At 72.5% G+C, this 16,175-nt stretch carries 16 protein-coding genes; 5 read left to right on the top strand and 11 right to left on the bottom strand.

Features of this window, described 5'->3' with window-relative positions:
- Window positions 1–4: 4 nt before the first annotated feature.
- The 4 genes from BLW85_RS28655 to BLW85_RS28640 form a co-directional block, all read right to left on the bottom strand.
- Entirely contained in the window at window positions 5–919 is a 915-nt protein-coding gene (locus tag BLW85_RS28655; protein ID WP_074993726.1) for a hypothetical protein, read from the bottom strand.
- Window positions 920–932: 13 nt separating this feature from the next.
- Window positions 933–1,229: a DUF4193 domain-containing protein gene (locus BLW85_RS28650; RefSeq protein WP_037654155.1), complete on the bottom strand. Its 297-nt coding sequence runs from the start codon at window positions 1,227–1,229 to the stop codon at window positions 933–935.
- Between the two features lie 402 nt (window positions 1,230–1,631).
- Window positions 1,632–2,879, bottom strand: a complete 1,248-nt coding sequence (locus BLW85_RS28645; RefSeq protein WP_074993724.1) for a sensor histidine kinase — start codon at window positions 2,877–2,879, stop codon at window positions 1,632–1,634.
- A gap of 6 nt (window positions 2,880–2,885) precedes the next feature.
- Window positions 2,886–3,539 carry a response regulator transcription factor gene (locus BLW85_RS28640; protein ID WP_003993508.1) on the bottom strand — a complete coding sequence of 218 codons (654 nt, stop codon included), beginning with the start codon at window positions 3,537–3,539 and terminating at the stop codon, window positions 2,886–2,888.
- 412 nt (window positions 3,540–3,951) lie between these two features.
- On the opposite strand from BLW85_RS28640, the gene BLW85_RS39525 reads away from it, so the two are divergent.
- Window positions 3,952–4,125: a hypothetical protein gene (locus BLW85_RS39525; RefSeq protein ID WP_167381439.1), complete on the top strand. Its 174-nt coding sequence runs from the start codon at window positions 3,952–3,954 to the stop codon at window positions 4,123–4,125.
- 88 nt (window positions 4,126–4,213) lie between these two features.
- Here BLW85_RS39525 and BLW85_RS28635 read toward each other — a convergent pair whose 3' ends face one another.
- On the bottom strand, window positions 4,214–5,029 hold the full coding sequence (locus BLW85_RS28635) for an inositol monophosphatase family protein (RefSeq protein WP_070022977.1): 816 nt from the start codon (window positions 5,027–5,029) through the stop codon (window positions 4,214–4,216).
- A gap of 8 nt (window positions 5,030–5,037) precedes the next feature.
- Window positions 5,038–6,165, bottom strand: coding sequence for a ferrochelatase (locus tag BLW85_RS28630; RefSeq protein WP_074993722.1), 1,128 nt, complete (start codon window positions 6,163–6,165; stop codon window positions 5,038–5,040).
- A 171-nt stretch (window positions 6,166–6,336) separates the two neighbouring features.
- On the opposite strand from BLW85_RS28630, the gene BLW85_RS28625 reads away from it, so the two are divergent.
- Window positions 6,337–7,587 (top strand): MFS transporter, encoded by a 1,251-nt coding sequence (locus tag BLW85_RS28625; RefSeq protein ID WP_074993720.1) that lies wholly within the window; start codon window positions 6,337–6,339, stop codon window positions 7,585–7,587.
- Window positions 7,535–8,866, top strand: coding sequence for a D-arabinono-1,4-lactone oxidase (locus BLW85_RS28620; protein ID WP_074993719.1), 1,332 nt, complete (start codon window positions 7,535–7,537; stop codon window positions 8,864–8,866). Before BLW85_RS28625 ends, BLW85_RS28620 begins: the two co-directional genes overlap by 53 nt.
- Here BLW85_RS28620 and BLW85_RS28615 read toward each other — a convergent pair.
- Complete coding sequence (locus BLW85_RS28615) at window positions 8,790–9,536, bottom strand: hypothetical protein (protein ID WP_074993717.1); 747 nt, start codon at window positions 9,534–9,536, stop codon at window positions 8,790–8,792. The genes BLW85_RS28620 and BLW85_RS28615 overlap by 77 nt on opposite strands.
- A 480-nt stretch (window positions 9,537–10,016) precedes the next feature.
- On the opposite strand from BLW85_RS28615, the gene sepH reads away from it, so the two are divergent.
- Complete coding sequence (gene sepH, locus BLW85_RS28610) at window positions 10,017–11,060, top strand: septation protein SepH (protein ID WP_070022982.1); 1,044 nt, start codon at window positions 10,017–10,019, stop codon at window positions 11,058–11,060.
- Between the two features lie 72 nt (window positions 11,061–11,132).
- Here sepH and BLW85_RS28605 read toward each other — a convergent pair whose 3' ends face one another.
- A complete protein-coding gene (locus tag BLW85_RS28605; protein ID WP_074993715.1) occupies window positions 11,133–11,984 on the bottom strand; it encodes a sulfurtransferase in 852 nt (283 codons plus the stop codon).
- A gap of 333 nt (window positions 11,985–12,317) precedes the next feature.
- Here BLW85_RS28605 and BLW85_RS28600 point away from each other — a divergent pair, with 333 nt between their 5' ends.
- A complete protein-coding gene (locus BLW85_RS28600) occupies window positions 12,318–13,109 on the top strand; it encodes a VOC family protein (protein WP_070022984.1) in 792 nt (263 codons plus the stop codon).
- A 78-nt stretch (window positions 13,110–13,187) separates the two neighbouring features.
- Here the strand turns inward: BLW85_RS28600 and BLW85_RS28595 are convergent, their stop codons facing one another.
- The 3 genes from BLW85_RS28595 to BLW85_RS28585 are packed head-to-tail and all read right to left on the bottom strand — an operon-like array spanning window position 13,188 to window position 15,676.
- The gene (locus tag BLW85_RS28595; protein WP_070022985.1) at window positions 13,188–13,838 is read right to left on the bottom strand and encodes a thymidine kinase; all 651 of its coding nucleotides are present in this window, start codon (window positions 13,836–13,838) and stop codon (window positions 13,188–13,190) included.
- A 51-nt stretch (window positions 13,839–13,889) separates the two neighbouring features.
- Window positions 13,890–15,080 carry an alkaline phosphatase family protein gene (locus tag BLW85_RS28590; RefSeq protein WP_070022986.1) on the bottom strand — a complete coding sequence of 397 codons (1,191 nt, stop codon included), beginning with the start codon at window positions 15,078–15,080 and terminating at the stop codon, window positions 13,890–13,892.
- The gene (locus tag BLW85_RS28585; RefSeq protein WP_070022987.1) at window positions 15,080–15,676 is read right to left on the bottom strand and encodes a DUF5998 family protein; all 597 of its coding nucleotides are present in this window, start codon (window positions 15,674–15,676) and stop codon (window positions 15,080–15,082) included. Before BLW85_RS28585 ends, BLW85_RS28590 begins: the two co-directional genes overlap by 1 nt.
- Window positions 15,677–16,175: the final 499 nt, after the last annotated feature.

Raw genomic sequence — 16,175 nt, 5'->3', positions numbered from 1 at the left:
AGGGTCAGAGTTCTCCGGGCAGATCGCGCATCTTCAGCGGCTCGGCCGGCTGATCCAGGGGCGGCTGCTGCTCCAGCTCTTCCCAGGGGACCTGGATCTTGCGCAGGTCGGCGCGGATGCGGGCCGCGAGTCTTCTGGTGTCCCGGCGGTTGAGGACCGCCCCGACCGCGGCGCCCACCATGAACGGCATGAGGGTCGGCATGTCGCGCACCATGCGCTTCATGATCTGCTGGCGCAGTTCGCGTTTCATGCGGCCGCCGAGGGCCGCGTCGTAGGTCGACGGCTTCGTCACGTCGACGCCGCGCTCCCCCGACCAGGAGGTCAGGTACGCGGTGCTGCGGGTCTTGAGGCCGCCGGGCGGGCGTACGCCGTAGACCTCGTGGAGTTCCGCGATGAGTTTCAGCTCGACCGCGGCGACCCCGGTGATCTCCGTGGCCAGTTCGGTCGGCAGGGCGGGCGGCACGGGGAGCATCGCCATCGCACCGATCCCGGCCCCGATGGTCGAGGTGCCGGCCGCCGCTCCCGCCACCAGCTTGTCGGCCAGTTCCTCGGGGCCGAGGCCCGGGAACTGTCCGCGCAGCGTCGCGAGGTCGCGTACGGGCACACGCGGGGCGATGTCGATGACCCGGTCCGCGAGATGGGCCAGGCCCGCGCGGGCGCGGGAGCCGCTCCTGCGGGCGCCTTCCCGGGCGTAGTACCGGGCCTTGCCACTGATGACCCGGACCCGTCGCCTGGCGACGGGCGCGGGCCCCTTCTCCGGCGCCGGGTGGTCGGCCCGGTCCGCCGTCGGTTCGAGCGAGCCCCCCGCGTCCGGGGAGCCACGCTCGTCGTCACGCGCGCCGAATGAGCCGTCGAGCGGCCCTTGGTCCGCCTTCCGCAGGGAAAGGCGGCGCTTCCGGGGAGGGGTCGAGCCAGTCATGGCCGACCCCTCCTCAGTCGCAGTCGCGGCAGATCGGCTGACCGTTCTTCTCGCGGGCCAGCTGGCTGCGGTGGTGGACCAGGAAGCAGCTCATGCAGGTGAACTCGTCCTGCTGCTTGGGCAGGACCCGGACGGCCAGTTCCTCGTTCGAGAGGTCCGCGCCGGGCAGTTCGAGTCCTTCGGCGGCCTCGAACTCGTCGACGTCCACTGCGGAGGTGGTCTTGTCGTTCCGCCGGGCCTTCAGCTCTTCCAGGCTGTCCGAGTCGACGTCATCGTCGGTCTTGCGTGGAGTGTCGTAGTCGGTTGCCATATCGCTCTCCCCCTCTGGGTGTCTGCGGTGTCTCCAGCGCACGTAACGCGTGAGAGGCCGGACTTGTGCCCGACCTGAGGCGGAGATTTTGCCTCACATCAAGGGCTGTTACTCAATCGACACCCAACCCGATCTCCCGAGAGTGATCGGCTTGGATGGCGGTGAGGACCGTACACGCTTCGAATACCGCACCTCAAAGGCGCCTCATCGTGTACTTCCCGTGATCAAGAGGCCTGAAAACCAGGACTTTCCGGGCTTTCTGCCATCTGTCATGATCACTGACAGTACATGGCCGGAAATCCGCCCATGTGATCGATCACACAGAGAGAAGCCCATTCGGCCCCTGGAAAATTCCGCGTCGAGCGAACATCTCTCGCGTGTGTCGATGTTTTCCGGCATGGATCACAGCGGAAGTGTCACATGCATCACCAGGCCACCGCCCTCGCGGGGCCGGGCCGCGATGTGCCCGCCGTGCGCGCGGGCCACGGACCGCACGATGGACAGGCCGAGACCCACGCCCTTGTCGCTGCCCGTGCGCTCCGTGCGCAGCCGTCTGAAGGGCTCGAAAAGGTTGTCGATCTCGTAGGCGGGCACCACCGGACCGGTGTTCGAGACGGTGAGCACCGCCTGTCCGTGCCGGACCTCGGTGTCCACCTCGACCCAGCCGTCCTCGGGCACGTTGTACCGCACCGCGTTCTGGACGAGGTTCAGCGCGATCCGCTCCAGGAGCACGCCGTTGCCCTGCACCACGGCCGGTTTGCGCTCGCCGCGGATCTCCACGCCCTTGGCGTCGGCCTCGGACCGCACCTGGTCGATGGCCTGGGTGGCCACCTCGGCCAGGTCGACCGGTTTGCGCTCCACGATCTGGTTGTCGCTGCGGGCGAGCAGCAGCAGGCCCTCGACCAGCTGTTCGCTGCGCTCGTTGGTGGCCAGCAGCGTCTTGCCGAGCTGCTGGAGCTCCACCGGCGCGTTCGGGTCGGAGAGGTGGACCTCCAGGAGCGTGCGGTTGATCGCGAGCGGGGTGCGCAGCTCGTGGGAGGCGTTGCCGACGAAGCGCTGCTGGGCGGTGAAGGCCCGCTGCAGGCGCTCCAGCATCTCGTCGAAGGTGTCCGCCAGCTCCTTGAGCTCGTCGTCCGGGCCGTCCAGCTCGATCCGGCGGGACAGGTCGGAGCCGGCCACCGCGCGGGCGGTGCGGGTGATCCGGCCGAGCGGGGACAGCACCCGGCCGGCCATCGCGTACCCGAACGCGAAGGCGATCACGGCGAGGCCCAGCAGGGCCAGCAGCGACCGGCTGAGCAGGTTGTCCAGGGCGACCTGGCGCTGGTGGTCCACGCACTGGCTGATCGCGTCGTTGAAGTCCGCCAGCGGCAGGCTGGTGGTGTTGATCGCGGGGCAGTTGTCGCTGGAGACCTTCAGCTCCTGGAAGCTGACGATCTTGAACAGCGGCTGGTTGCCGGTGCTGATGGCCTGCGCGGCCAGCAGGTAGATGATCGACAGCAGCAGGATGCCGGCGATCAGGAACATCCCGCCGTACAGCAAGGTGAGCCGTATGCGGATGGTCGGCCGCAGCCACGGGAAGGGTGCCTGCGGCCGCCGGGGGTCCCAGGTGGGCTTCGGGGGCGCCTGCGGGGGTGCGGGTGTCGCGGCCATGGCGGATCAGATCCGGTAGCCGGAGCCGGGCACGGTGACGATCACGGGGGGCTCGCCGAGTTTGCGGCGCAGGGTCATCACGGTCACCCGGACCACGTTGGTGAACGGGTCGGTGTTCTCGTCCCAGGCCTTCTCCAGCAGCTGCTCCGCCGAGACGACGGCGCCCTCGCTGCGCATGAGCACCTCCAGGACGGCGAACTCCTTGGGCGCGAGCTGGACCTCCTTGCCGTCGCGGAAGACCTCGCGGCGGTTGGGGTCCAGCTTGATGCCGGCGCGCTCCAGGACGGGCGGCAGCGGCACGCTGGTGCGGCGGCCCAGGGCGCGTACGCGCGCGATCAGCTCGCTGAACGCGAACGGCTTGGGCAGGTAGTCGTCCGCACCGATCTCCAGGCCCTCGACGCGGTCGCTGACGTCGCCGGAGGCGGTGAGCATGAGCACGCGGGTGGGCATGCCCAGCTCGACGATCTTGCGGCAGACGTCGTCGCCGTGCACGAGGGGGAGGTCGCGGTCGAGGACGACCACGTCGTAGTCGTTGACGCCGATGCGCTCCAGGGCAGCCGCACCGTCGTACACGACGTCGACCGCCATGGCCTCCCGGCGCAGTCCGGTGGCCACCGCATCGGCGAGCAGTTGCTCGTCCTCGACGACGAGTACGCGCACGTCGCTAGTCCTTCCTGTGTCCACCCGCGTGGCGCACCGGGCGCCCTGCGCGGGCAGGGATGTTCGTGGAGTGTGACTCCATCCTGCCCTTTTCGGTCATAAGTCGGCTGTAAGCGGTGTCCCGGCCGTGGGAACGGGCGTCCGGGGGCGGGAATGCGAGATTTTCTCCGCCGGCGAGGTTTCCCGGGAATGCAGCGGGGGGAGGACGGGTTTACACCCCGCGATCACGCTCTGCATGTGCCGCAGCACCATGCGGTACCTCGCGATCCGCTTGTGCAGAGCGGGCGCGGGTGTCCGGCACCGTAGCCGCCCGGCCAGGGCGCGCCGGGCACCTGCGGAAGGCGTGATCGTCCCTTCCCGACGGCACACCCCCGTGCCACCGACCCACCGACCCTGGACGAGGGGGCGCAGCATGGACGCTTTCACCGCAGGACTTCTCCAGCGCATAAAGGCGACCGAGTCCGACCTGTCTCGGGCTCGTGACGAAGGCGACGACTTCCTCGTCGAGGTGGAGCAGGCAGAGCTCGACGACCTGCGCCGCCTCGCCGCCGAACACGGTGTGGAGGTCGGCGCGTCACGCGTCTGATCGGCCCGAGCGTGCTGGAGTGACAGCAGACGGCGAAGGGACCCCGGCGAATCCAGCGCCGGGGTCCCTTCGCGTGCGCCCGGGGGCGTCAGTCGTGCCAGGCCCCGAAGTCCTCCAGCAGCCGCTGGAGGGGCTCGAAGACGCCCGGGGTCCCCGCGACCGCCAGATCGCGTCCGGGGCGTTCTCCGGGCCGTCCACCGGTCAGCGCGCCCGCCTCCCGGGCGATGAGGTCCCCCGCGGCGTGGTCCCACGGGTGCAGTCCGCGCTCGTAGTAGCCGTCGAGCCGGCCGCAGGCCACGTCGCACAGGTCGATGGCGGCCGAGCCGCCGCGCCGGATGTCCCTGAGCAGCGGGATCAGCCGGGCGGCCACCTCGGCCTGGTGGGTGCGGACCTCGGCGACGTAGTTGAAGCCGGTGGAGACCAGCGCCTGGTCCAGCGGGGGCGCGGGGCGGCAGGCGAGCGCCCGCTCGCCCTCCCACGCGCCGGTGGCCCAGGCGCCGCCGCCGCGCACCGCCTGGTACGTCTCGCCGCGCATCGGGGCCGCGACGACCCCGGCCACGGTCTCGCCGCCTTGTTCGGCCGCGATGGACACCGCCCAGGTCGGCAGCCCGTAGAGGTAGTTCACGGTGCCGTCGAGCGGATCGATCACCCAGCGGACGCCGCTGGTGCCGGCGACGGAGGCGCCCTCCTCGCCGAGGAAGCCGTCGTCCGGGCGCCGCTCGGAGATCAGATCGGTGATCAGTTTCTCCGCCGCGATGTCCATCTCGGTGACGACGTCGATCGGGCTGGACTTGGTGCGGGCCACGGCGAGGTCGGCCGGGCGGCCGTCCCGCAGCAGCTCGCCGGCGCGGCGGGCGGCCTCCTGGGCCAGTTCCAGCAGTTCCCTGTGCAGGGCGTCGGTCACGGGTCTCCTCACGCGTAGGGGCTGTCGGCGCCCGCGGCGGCCGGGCGGGGCGCCCGGGACGGGCAGCAGCCGACCGGGCAGACGTCGTGGCTCGCGCCCAGGGAGCCCAGGGCGCAGGGTTTGATCGGCTGGCCGCGCTCGGTGGCGGCGCGCTCCAGGACCAGCTCGCGCACGGCGGCCGCGAACCGGGGGTCGGCGCCCACGGTGGCCGAGCGCCGCACCGGCAGGCCCAGTTCCTCCGCCTTGGCCCTGGCCTCCGTGTCGAGGTCGTACAGGACCTCCATGTGGTCGGAGACGAAGCCGATGGGGGCCATGACGACCGCCGGGACGCCCGCCGCGTGCCGCTCCTCCAGGTGGTCGCAGATGTCGGGCTCCAGCCACGGGATGTGCGGGGCGCCGGAGCGGGACTGGTAGACGAGCCGCCAGGGGTGGTCCACACCGGTGCGCTCGCGGACCGCGTCGGCGATCAGCTGGGCCACGTCCAGGTGCTGCTCCACGTAGGCGCCGCCCTCGCCGTGGTCCTCGACGGGGCCGGAGGTGTCGGCGGCGGCCGTGGGGATGGAGTGGGTGGTGAAGGCGATGTGGGCGCCGTCGCGGACGTCCTCGGGGAGGTCGGCGAGGGAGCGCAGCACGCCGTCGATCATGGGTTCGACGAAGCCGGGGTGGTTGAAGTAGTGGCGCAGCTTGTCGACCCTCGGGAGGTCGAGGCCCTCGGCCTCCAGGGTGGCCAGCGCGTCGGCGAGGTTCTCGCGGTACTGGCGGCAGCCCGAGTAGGAGGCGTAGGCGCTGGTGGCGAGCACCAGGATGCGGCGGCGGCCGTCGGCGGCCATCTGGCGCAGGGTGTCGGTCAGGTACGGCGCCCAGTTGCGGTTGCCCCAGTAGACGGGCAGGTCCAGGCCGTGTCCGGCGAAGTCCTCGCGCAGGGCCTCGATCAGGGCGCGGTTCTGGCCGTTGATGGGGCTGACCCCGTCGAACAGGAAGTAGTGCTGCCCGACTTCCTTCAGGCGTTCCTTGGGGATGCCGCGCCCGCGTGTCACGTTCTCCAGGAACGGGACCACGTCGTCCGGTCCTTCGGGGCCGCCGAAGGACAGCAGGAGCAGGGCGTCGTACGGGGTGGCATCGAGCGCGTCTGGCATGACTCGATCCTGCCACCCGGTACCGACAGCCCGGCAACCGCGGGATGAAGAGTCTGGTCCCAAATGGTTTATGGCGATATTTCCCACCGGTAAACCGGATGCGCTTAGGGTCGCCTAACTCGTAAGCTGTATCCGCCGCATTCGCGCCTTACGGACCGCCCCGGAGACCACGTGCCCAGCCCCTACAGAGCCTTGTTCGACGTGCCCGGCACCAAGGCCTTCTCGGCCGCCGGACTGCTCGGCCGGATGCCGCTGTCCATGATGGGCATCGGCGTGGTCACGATGGTCTCCCAGCTCACCGGGCGCTACGGGCTCGCGGGCGCGCTGTCGGCCACCATCGCGCTGTCCGCGGCGGTCCTCGGACCGCAGGTCTCCCGCCTGGTGGACCGGCACGGCCAGAGCCGGGTGCTGCGGCCCGCGACCCTCGTGGCCCTCGCGGCGACGGCCGGGCTGCTGCTCGTCGCGCACTTCGGGTGGCCGGACTGGGCGCTGTTCGTCTGCGCCGCCGGCATCGGCGCGGTGCCGAGCCTGGGCGCGATGATCCGGGCCCGCTGGGCCGCCATCTACCGGGGCACGCCCAAGCTGCACACCGCCTACTCGTTCGAGTCGGTCATGGACGAGGTCTGCTTCGTCTTCGGGCCGATCATCTCCATCGGCCTGTGCACGGCCTGGTTCCCCGAGGCCGGTCCGCTGCTGGCCGCCTGCTTCCTGGCGGCCGGCGTCTGCTGGCTGACCGCACAGCGGGCCACCGAGCCGCAGCCACACCCGCGCGAGCGGCACGGCGGCGGCACCGCCCTGCGCTCGCGGGCGCTCCAGGTGCTGGTGGCGACCTTCGTGGCGACCGGCGCGATCTTCGGGTCGGTGGACGTGGTCACGGTCGCCTTCGCCGACGAACGCGGCCACAAGGGCGCGGCGAGCGTGGTCCTCGCCGTGTACGCGGCCGGCTCCTGTGCGGCCGGGGCGGTCTTCGGACTGCTGCGCCTGGCCGGGGCGCCGGAACGCCGCTGGCTGCTGGGCGTCGCCGCGATGGCCGTGAGTATGATCCCCCTCCTACTGGTCGGAAACCTGCCGCTTCTGGCCGTGGCGCTGTTCGTTGCGGGGCTGTCCATCGCACCGACGATGATCACGACGATGTCCCTCATCGAAGAGCACGTACCTCGCGCGCAGCTGACCGAGGGCATGACCTGGGTGAGCACCGGCCTGGCGGTCGGCGTGGCGCTCGGCTCCTCGCTGGGCGGCACGGTGATCGACGCCGCCGGCGCGCGGGCCGGGTACGGGGTTCCGGCGCTGTCCGGGGCCGTCGCGGTCGTGGTCGGTTTCCTCGGGTACCGCCGGCTGCGCAGGCCGGCCGCGGGTCGGGGAGGCACCGTTGAGCAGCACAGCGAGCGGGAAGACGAGCGGCGCGAACGGCACATGGCGTAACTGGGGCGGGAACGTCGCGGCCCGGCCCGCCCGGCAGGTCGAGCCGGCCTCGGTCGAGGAACTGGCCGCGGCGGTGCGCCGGGCGCGCGAGGACGGCCTGAAGGTGAAGGCGGTCGGCACCGGGCACTCCTTCACGTCGATCGCCGCCACCGACGGCGTCTTGATACGCCCTCAACTGTTGACGGGCATACGCGGGATCGACCGGGCGGCCATGACCATCACGGTCGAGTCCGGTACCCCGCTCAAGAGGCTCAACGCGGCCCTGGCGCGCGAGGGCCTGTCGCTCACCAACATGGGCGACATCATGGAGCAGACGGTCTCCGGCGCCACCAGCACCGGCACCCATGGCACGGGCCGCGACTCGGCCTCCATCGCCGCCCAGATCAAGGGCCTCGAACTCGTCATGGCGGACGGCTCGGTGCTCGGCTGCTCCGAGAAGGAGAACCCCGAGGTCTTCGCGGCCGCCCGGACGGGGCTCGGCGCGCTCGGCATCGTCACCGCGATCACCTTCGCCGTGGAACCGCTGTTCCTGCTGACCGCCCGCGAGGAGCCGATGCCCCTGGACCGGGTCCTCGCCGAGTTCGACCAACTGTGGGCGGAGAACGAGCACTTCGAGTTCTACTGGTTCCCGCACACCGAGAACACCACCACCAAGCGCAACAACCGCAGCGCCGGGCCCGAGCGGCCCGTGGGGCGGTTGGCCGGGTGGTTCGAGGACGAGTTCCTGTCCAACGGCGTCTTCCAGGTGGCCCAGTGGGCCGGCCGGGCGGCCCCCGCCGCGATCCCGGCCATCGCGCGGATCTCCAGCCAGGCCCTGTCCGCGCGCTCGTACACCGACATCCCGTACAAGGTCTTCACCTCGCCGCGCCGGGTGCGCTTCGTGGAGATGGAGTACGCCGTTCCGCGCGCGGCCCTGGTGGAGACGGTGCGCGAGCTGAAGACCATGGTGGAGCGCTCGGGCCTGCGCGTCAGCTTCCCCGTGGAGGTGCGCACCGCCCCGGCCGACGACATCACCCTGTCCACCGCCTCCGGCCGGGACAGCGCCTATGTCGCCGTGCACATGTACCGGGGCACGCCCTACCAGGCGTACTTCACCGCCGCCGAGCGGATCTTCACCGCGCACGAGGGCCGGCCGCACTGGGGCAAGGTGCACACCCGGGACGCGGAGTACCTCGCCCGGGTGTACCCGAGGTTCGCCGAGTTCACGGCGTTGCGGGACCGCCTCGACCCGGATCGGCTGTTCCAGAACGACTATCTGCGGAGGGTCCTGGGGGCGTAGTCGCCGGGGCGGAGCCGCTGGGCGCGGGGGACGGGCCGGTCCCGCCGTCCTGCGCCCGCCCGTCCGGCGAGGCGCTCGGGGTGGGCGTCGCCGGGTCCGTCGTACCGCTGCCGCCGGTGCCGGAGCCGGAGCCCTGAGAGGGGACACCGCCGGTCGGGGTGGTGAGCGAGGGGGTCCCGGAGGGGGCCTGGCCGGGCTGGGGGTCGTTCGTCCGGTGCGCCGAGGAGTGCCGCCCGCCGACGGCGTCGCCGACCGTCGTGCCGGTTCCGCCGCTGAAACTGCTGCCGGACACCAGTTCGTACACCGTGATGCCTCCCATGGTCACCCCGAACACGAGAGCGGCGGCGACCAGCGGCCGGCGCCAGTTCTTGATCCGCGCCCGGTAGACGGTGCCCTCGGTGAACTCCCCCGGGGCCGGCGGCGCCTGCACCTGGGGCCGGGCCCCGGTCTTGACCACCCGCAGCTGTTCCCCGGTCCGCTTGAAGAAGTGCTGGAAGACGGTGCCGCCGCAGGTGGCGATCACACTGACGACGCCCGCGCCGAGGATCGTGCCGTACACGCCGAAGGAGGAAGCCAGCTTGGCCGCCACGACCGCCGCCAGGGCGCTTCCCGCCACCTGGGGGACGTTGAGGTCGATCCGCTTCCGCCCCGCATCGGGTGTTTCGCGCATACCCGGAACTTGCCTGCCTTTCCCGTACTTGATCGACATTGAGTGGCCGACTGCACGAGATAGGGACGTACGCACGAAACCATTAGTTCCGTTTCTGGAGATTACGTGAAGTTCGCCACGTTCATGATCGACAAATCCCGTTGCGGCGGGCCGAGTCGCGTCCGTTGCCGGAAGTTGGGCGGCGCGCCAATCCACGCTCGTGGCCCGAATGGAGTACTGTTGCGAGCCCTGGGTCCGGTCTCCCACCAGGGTGTCCGCGGCCGCCAAGGACCGCCGGGAGGGGGCTAGTTGCACAGGGTGACGGACTTGGTCACTTAGCGTGGCGAACAGGTAACCGTGCCATAACGGCGATCCAGGGCCCGTGCCCGACACGCCGGGCAACTCGGCAAGGTTGTGGCAGGCTGCACCCGGGCAGGCCACACTCGACTAGCGGAAGCAGCGACGCACGTGACGTCGGCAGGCACCACCCGGGAGGTCCCCATGCCCGAACTGCGTGTCGTGGCCGTCTCGAATGACGGCACACGGCTGGTGCTGAAGGCTGCCGACTCAACGGAGTACACGCTTCCGATCGACGAACGGCTGCGCGCCGCCGTACGCGGCGACCGGCCGCGCCTCGGCCAGATCGAGATCGAGGTCGAGAGCCATCTGCGCCCCCGCGACATCCAGGCGCGGATACGAGCCGGTGCCACCGCGGAAGAGGTCGCCCAGCTCGCAGGCATCCCCGTCGACCGGGTACGGCGCTTCGAGGGTCCGGTACTGGCCGAGCGCGCCTTCATGGCCGAGCGCGCCCGCAAGACCCCGGTCCGCCGCCCCGGCGAGAACTCCGGTCCCCTGCTCGGCGAGGCCGTCCAGGAACGGCTGCTGCTGCGCGGCGCCGAGAAGGACACCGTGCAGTGGGACTCCTGGCGCCGCGACGACGGCACCTGGGAAGTCCTGCTCGTCTACCGGGTCGCGGGCGAACCGCACTCCGCGAGCTGGACGTACGACCCGCCCCGGCGGCTGGTCCAGGCCGTGGACGACGAGGCCCGCTCGCTGATCGGCGAGTCCGACGACCTCGCCGCGCCCGAGCCGAGCTTCCCGTTCGTCCCGCGCATCGCCCGGCTGCCGCGCGAGCGCTCCATGGACCGCGCCCTCGACCGGCAGACCGACCGCGAGCGGCCCACCCTGCCCGCGCAGTCGGCCGAACCCGCCGAGGAGAGCACCGGTGAACGGGACTCGCTGACCAGCCTCCTGGAGGCCGTGCCGTCCTTCCGCGGCGACATGGTCGTCCCGGAGCGCGCCCCGGACCCCTCGGACGAGCCCGACGAGGAGGCCGTCGCGGAGGAACCGCCGGCGCCCGCCGCCTCGGCCGGTTCGGCCTACGCGGACGTCCTCATGCCCCGCTCGGTCGGCAGCCACCGCGACCGGCTGATCGGCGCGACCGACCGCCAGGCGGAGGCCGACGGCGTCCGCCCCGGCCGCCGCGCGGCCGTCCCGAGCTGGGACGAGATCGTGTTCGGCACCCGCCGCAAGAAGCAGGAGTAGCCGGCCGTACGACGACGCGGAGGGGCGGATCACCGGAGTGACCCGCCCCTGCCGTCCGTTGCCGCCGGCTCGCTACTGCGGATCCGCGCCCGTCGCGACCGGCCGGGACGGGTCCGCGGACCACTCCGACCACGAACCGGCGTACAGCGCCGCCGGGATGCCGGCCACCGCGAGCGCCAGCACCTCGTGCGCGGCCGACACGCCCGAGCCGCAGTAGACGCCCACCTCCGTGTCGGCGTGTACGCCGAGCGCCTTGAAGCGGTCCTTCAGCTCGGCCGCGGGCAGGAAGCGGCCGTCGGGGCCGACGTTCTCCGCCGTCGGCGCCGAGACCGCGCCCGGGATGTGCCCGCCGACCCGGTCCACGGGCTCCACCTCGCCCCGGTACCGCTCCCCCGCGCGGGCGTCCAGCAGCACACCCGTGCGGGCCAGCGCGGCGGCGCCGTCCGCGTCCAGCAGACCCGCCGCGCCCGGCACCGGCCTGAAGTCGCCCTCGGCCGGGGTGGCCGTCCCGGTCGCCAACTCGCCCTCCCAGGACGGCAACCCGCCGTCCAGAACCCGCACGTCCGGGTGACCCGTCCAGCGCAGCAGCCACCACGCGCGCGCGGCGGCCCAGCCCTGACCGCCGTCGTAGACGACGACCGGACGGCCCGCCGACACGCCCGCGCGGCGCATCGCGGCGCCGAACTCCGCGATGTCCGGCAGCGGATGGCGGCCCCGCGCGCCCGGGGCCGCGGCCAGTTCCCGGTCCAGGTCGACGAAGGCCGCACCGGGGATGTGCCCGGCCGCGTACTCGGCCCGACCGTCGAAGGCCGGGGCACCCGCCGCCTTCGCCAGGCTCAGCTGCCAGCGGACGTCCAGCAGGACCGGCGGCGCCTGTCCGGCGAGCTCCCGGGCGAGTTCGGATGCGGTGATGATGACTGTCATGGCGCCATGCATACGCCAGGGGTGGCCGCGGCGTCCAGGTACGACTACTCTGCTCGGCCGGACAGGCTCGGTCACGAACGGTAAGGGACCGGGCACGAACCGTACGTCCGGCGGACGCCCGTCGGACATCGTCAAGTGGCGGCGGAAGACGTCGGCCCGGGAAAACTTCCGAAGACACCGCCAAGAGGCGGCGCGGCGGCGGGACATGGCCGCGAGAGCGTGGAAGATGCGGACACCGGTACGGGCGTACGCGCCGACGGCGTGTGCGCACCCCTGCCGGGGGGAGCGGAAGCGACACGGCCGCCACACGGGCGGCCGGGGAGAGAGTGATCGATGACCGAGGCACGGGAGTCGGACGGTCCGCACGCGCTGCGCGCGCCCGGCACGCCCTGCTGGGTGAGCCTGATGGCGCACGGGCTCACCGCCACCGAGGAGTTCTACGGGGCGCTGTTCGGCTGGGAGTTCCGGCCGGGCCCGCGGCAGCTCGGCCCGTACGTGCGGGCGCTGCTCGACGGGCACGAGGTGGCCGGCATGGGGCAGCTGCCGCCGGACCACCGGCTGCCGATCGCCTGGACGCCCTACCTCGCCTCGGACGACGTGGACCGCACCGCCGAGGCGGTACGGCTGTGCGGCGGCACGGTGGCGGTCGGGCCGCTGGACGCGGACGAGGCCGGGCGGCTGGCCATCGCCGCGGACCCCTGTGGCGCGGTGTTCGGCATCTGGCAGGGCCCCGCGCGCCTGGGCACCCCGATCACCGGGGTGCCGGGCACGCCCGCCTGGAACGAACTGCTCACGTTCGAGACGGAAAGCGTCACCAAGTTCTACGCGAGCGTGTTCGGCTACCAGACGGAGACGTCGGCCGGCGCGGGTGCGGACCAGGTGACGCTGCGCGTCGACGGGCACCCGGTGGCCGCCGTGCACGGCCTGGGCCGGGCGCTGCCCCGGGACCGGGGACCGTACTGGGCGACCTGCTTCCGGGTGGCCGACACGGACGGGGCGCTGCGCCGGGTGACCGCGCTCGGCGGCCGGGTGATCCGCCCGGCCGAGGACGGCCCGCACGGCCGGGTGGCGACGGTTGCGGACCCGGAGGGCGCGGTGTTCTCGGTGGTCCAGGAGCCGCGCTGAAAGGGTTCGGGCAGTCCCTCCCCCGGATGCGGTCGGCCCGTTCGGGAGAACCGGCTCAGGAGACCGCGGAGGACGGGCTCAGGAGGACGAGACCGGCAGCACGTCCGGGGAGATGGCCGCCGCGCGGGCCGTCGCCGCGGTCATCCGGCGCCGGTGGTGGCGGCGGCACAGCACCTCGTAACCGACCTCGCCCGCCTCCTGGTTGACGTCACCGACGACCACCTGGGCGCCCTCGACCACCATCTCCCCGCCGACCGTGCGGGCGTTGTGCGTGGCGCGGGCGCCGCACCAGCACAGCGCCTCCACCTGGAGCACCTCGATGCGGTCGGCCAGTTCCACCAGCCGCTGGGAACCGGGGAACAGCTTGGAGCGGAAGTCGGTGGTGATGCCGAAGGCGAAGACGTCCACGCCGAGGTCGTCCACCACACGGGCCAGCTGGTCGATCTGGCCGGGCGCGAGGAACTGCGCCTCGTCCGCGATCACGTAGTCGATCCGGCCGCCCTGCGAGAGGTGGTCCACGACGTAGACGTACAGATCCTGGTCGTCGGCGACCTCGACGGCGTCGGTGACCAGGCCGAGGCGGGAGGACAGCTTGCCCGCGCCCGCGCGGTCGTTGCGGGTGAATATCATGCCGGCCAGGCCGCGAGCGGAGCGGTTGTGCTCGATCTGGAGAGCCAGCGTCGACTTCCCGCAGTCCATCGTTCCGGAGAAGAACACCAGCTCGGGCATGAGGAGTTGAGCACCTTTCGGCAAGGGGAGGAAGGCGGTGGGGGTAGGGGGTCAGGAGCGTACTTCGAGCAGCGGGACCAGCTGCTCGACGGGGGTCATCGAACCGTGGTTGCCCACCAGCGCGGACTCCTTCGGTTCCCGCTCGGAGGCGATGATCAGGACGTCGTCGTACGCGGCCGCGATCACGTCCCCGAGCCGGGCGTACACCCGCTCGTCCACGTGCGGCCCGAACCAGCCGGCCTGGATCGCCTCGTCCCGCGAGGCCACCCAGAACTGCTCCCCCAGCACCTCGCGCCAGCAGGTCAGCACGTCGTTGTGGGCGCCCGGCACCGCGTACACGTGCCGGGCCCGCCCCTCGCCGCCCAACAGGGCGACGCCGGCGCGCAGTTCCCAGTCCGTGTCGAAGTCGATGCGGTGCTCGTCGTCGAACGGCACGTCGATCATGCCGTGGTCGGCGGTGACGTAGAGCGCGCTGCGCGGGGGCAGCTGCTCGGCGAGGCGCTGGGCCAGCCGGTCGACGTACATCAGCTGGCCGCGCCAGGTGTCGGAGGCGACGCCGTAGCGGTGGCCGGAGCCGTCGAGTTCGGCGTAGTACGTGTACACCAGCGAGCGGTCCCCGGCGGCCAGTTGCTCGGCGGCCAGGTCCATCCGCTCCTCGCCGGACAGCCTGCCGTGGAAGGTGCCGCCGCTGAGCGCGACCTTGGTGAGCGGGGTGTGCTGGAAGGCGGGCGAGGACACCTGGGCGGCGTGCACCCCGGCGTCGTGGGCCAGCTGGAAGACGGTGGGGTACGGCTGCCAGGGGCGCGGGTCGGTGTACGGCTGCCAGCGCAGCTGGTTCATCAGCGCGCCGGTGGCCGGGTCGCGGACCGTGTAGCCGGGCAGGCCGTGCGCGCCGGGCGGCAGGCCGGTGCCGACGGAGGCCAGGGAGGTCGCGGTGGTCGCCGGGTAGCCCGCGGTGAGCGGGCGGCCGGTGCCGCCGCGGGAGCTGCCGAGCAGCGAGGTGAGGAAGGGAGCCTCGTCGGGGTGGGCGCGCAGCTGCTCCCAGCCGAGACCGTCGACCAGGAAGACACAGGCCCGGTCGACCGGGGTCAGCTCGGTGATCGTCGCGGACATGCCGGGGACGCCCATGCCGGCGGCGAGGGTCGGCAGCAGGTCGGCGAGGGAGCCGGTGCCGTACTGGGGCAGCGGCGCGGTGTCCAGGGCGAGGGGTTCCGGGTGGTCCCAGGCGGAGAGCTGGGACATCAGCGGGCGACGTCCGCGGTCGCCTCCGAGATGGCCTGCGCGAAGGCGAGCGCCTCGCGCACCGTCTCCGGGCCGTCCCCGGCCTCGCTGACGCGCAGGCTGAGGTCGTCCGCCGTGGAGTTGCCGGTGTAGCCGTGGTCGGCGTCGCAGTTGGGGTCGCCGCAGGCGGCGGGCTCCAGGTCGATCCGGCTCACCGCGCCCCAGCCGATGGTCAGCACGACCTCGCGGGGCAGGGTGCCCGGGGTGTACTGCTCGGGGTTGGCCACCACCCGGCTGACCACGACGGAGGAGATCCGGCCGAGCTTGACCGACTCGGTGGAGGTGGTGGCGTACGGCGTCGGGGAGGTGCTGTCGGCGGCCTGCTCGTCGGTGTGACTGACGATGAAGCGGTTGGCGGTGAGGACCAGGACGGTCACATGGCGGCGTACCTCGTTCTGGTCGAACGTGGTCTCCTGGTGGACCAGGTACGACCGGATGGGCTCGCCGCCCACCGCGGCCTCCACCGCCTCGGCCACGAGGGCCGGGTAGTAGCCGCTGCGCTCGATCGCCGCGCGCAGCCCCTGGGTCGTCGTACTGGTCTTGGCCATGGCGTCCATCCTAGTCCGTGGCCAAGGCGGGTCAGGGCCGCCCGGGACCACGGGCCGCGCCGCGGCCACGGGACCGGGGGCCGCCCGGGGACACCCGGATGAACACCGGGACTCCGGTCCGTGGCTGACCGCCTGCGGGGGGCGCGGGGTGGCGGATGTCCGCCGGGGCGGGCGGGCAAGGAGCCCGTGCGGGGGGCGTGGGCGGGGGCGGGGGCGGGGCCGGGAGTCGGGGGACTTGAGACGGGGAGGCGGCCAGGAGGGCCGGGGGCCCGGGGGCCGGAACGCCCGGAAGCCAGGAGGCCGGAGGCCGGGGAGGCCGGAGGCCGGGGAGGCCAGGGAGGCCAGGGAGGCCAGGGGGTCAAGAGGCCGGAACGCCCGGAAGCCGCAAGCCCGGAAGCCGGGGAGACCCGGGGGCCGGAACGCCCGGAAGCCGCGAGACCGGGCGCCCGGGCGACCGGAGCCCGGGAAGCCGGAAGCCTGAGAGACCGGGAAGCCGTAGGCCCAGAAG

This window comes from Streptomyces misionensis (assembly GCF_900104815.1).
GTDB lineage: Bacteria > Actinomycetota > Actinomycetes > Streptomycetales > Streptomycetaceae > Streptomyces > Streptomyces misionensis.
Note: the sequence above shows the minus strand (reverse complement) of the source record. Positions and strands in the feature narration are given on the sequence as shown.

Excerpts from the sequence above, each read along its gene's own strand:
- BLW85_RS28655 (WP_074993726.1), bottom strand. The coding sequence starts at position 919 with ATGACTGGCTCGACCCCTCCCCGGAAGCGCCGCCTTTCCCTGCGGAAG.
- BLW85_RS28650 (WP_037654155.1), bottom strand. The coding sequence starts at position 1,229 with ATGGCAACCGACTACGACACTCCACGCAAGACCGACGATGACGTCGAC.
- BLW85_RS28645 (WP_074993724.1), bottom strand. The coding sequence starts at position 2,879 with ATGGCCGCGACACCCGCACCCCCGCAGGCGCCCCCGAAGCCCACCTGG.
- BLW85_RS39525 (WP_167381439.1), top strand. The coding sequence starts at position 3,952 with ATGGACGCTTTCACCGCAGGACTTCTCCAGCGCATAAAGGCGACCGAG.
- BLW85_RS28630 (WP_074993722.1), bottom strand. The coding sequence starts at position 6,165 with ATGCCAGACGCGCTCGATGCCACCCCGTACGACGCCCTGCTCCTGCTG.
- BLW85_RS28615 (WP_074993717.1), bottom strand. The coding sequence starts at position 9,536 with ATGCGCGAAACACCCGATGCGGGGCGGAAGCGGATCGACCTCAACGTC.
- sepH (WP_070022982.1), top strand. The coding sequence starts at position 10,017 with ATGCCCGAACTGCGTGTCGTGGCCGTCTCGAATGACGGCACACGGCTG.
- BLW85_RS28605 (WP_074993715.1), bottom strand. The coding sequence starts at position 11,984 with ATGACAGTCATCATCACCGCATCCGAACTCGCCCGGGAGCTCGCCGGA.
- BLW85_RS28600 (WP_070022984.1), top strand. The coding sequence starts at position 12,318 with ATGACCGAGGCACGGGAGTCGGACGGTCCGCACGCGCTGCGCGCGCCC.
- BLW85_RS28595 (WP_070022985.1), bottom strand. The coding sequence starts at position 13,838 with ATGCCCGAGCTGGTGTTCTTCTCCGGAACGATGGACTGCGGGAAGTCG.
- BLW85_RS28590 (WP_070022986.1), bottom strand. The coding sequence starts at position 15,080 with ATGTCCCAGCTCTCCGCCTGGGACCACCCGGAACCCCTCGCCCTGGAC.
- BLW85_RS28585 (WP_070022987.1), bottom strand. The coding sequence starts at position 15,676 with ATGGACGCCATGGCCAAGACCAGTACGACGACCCAGGGGCTGCGCGCG.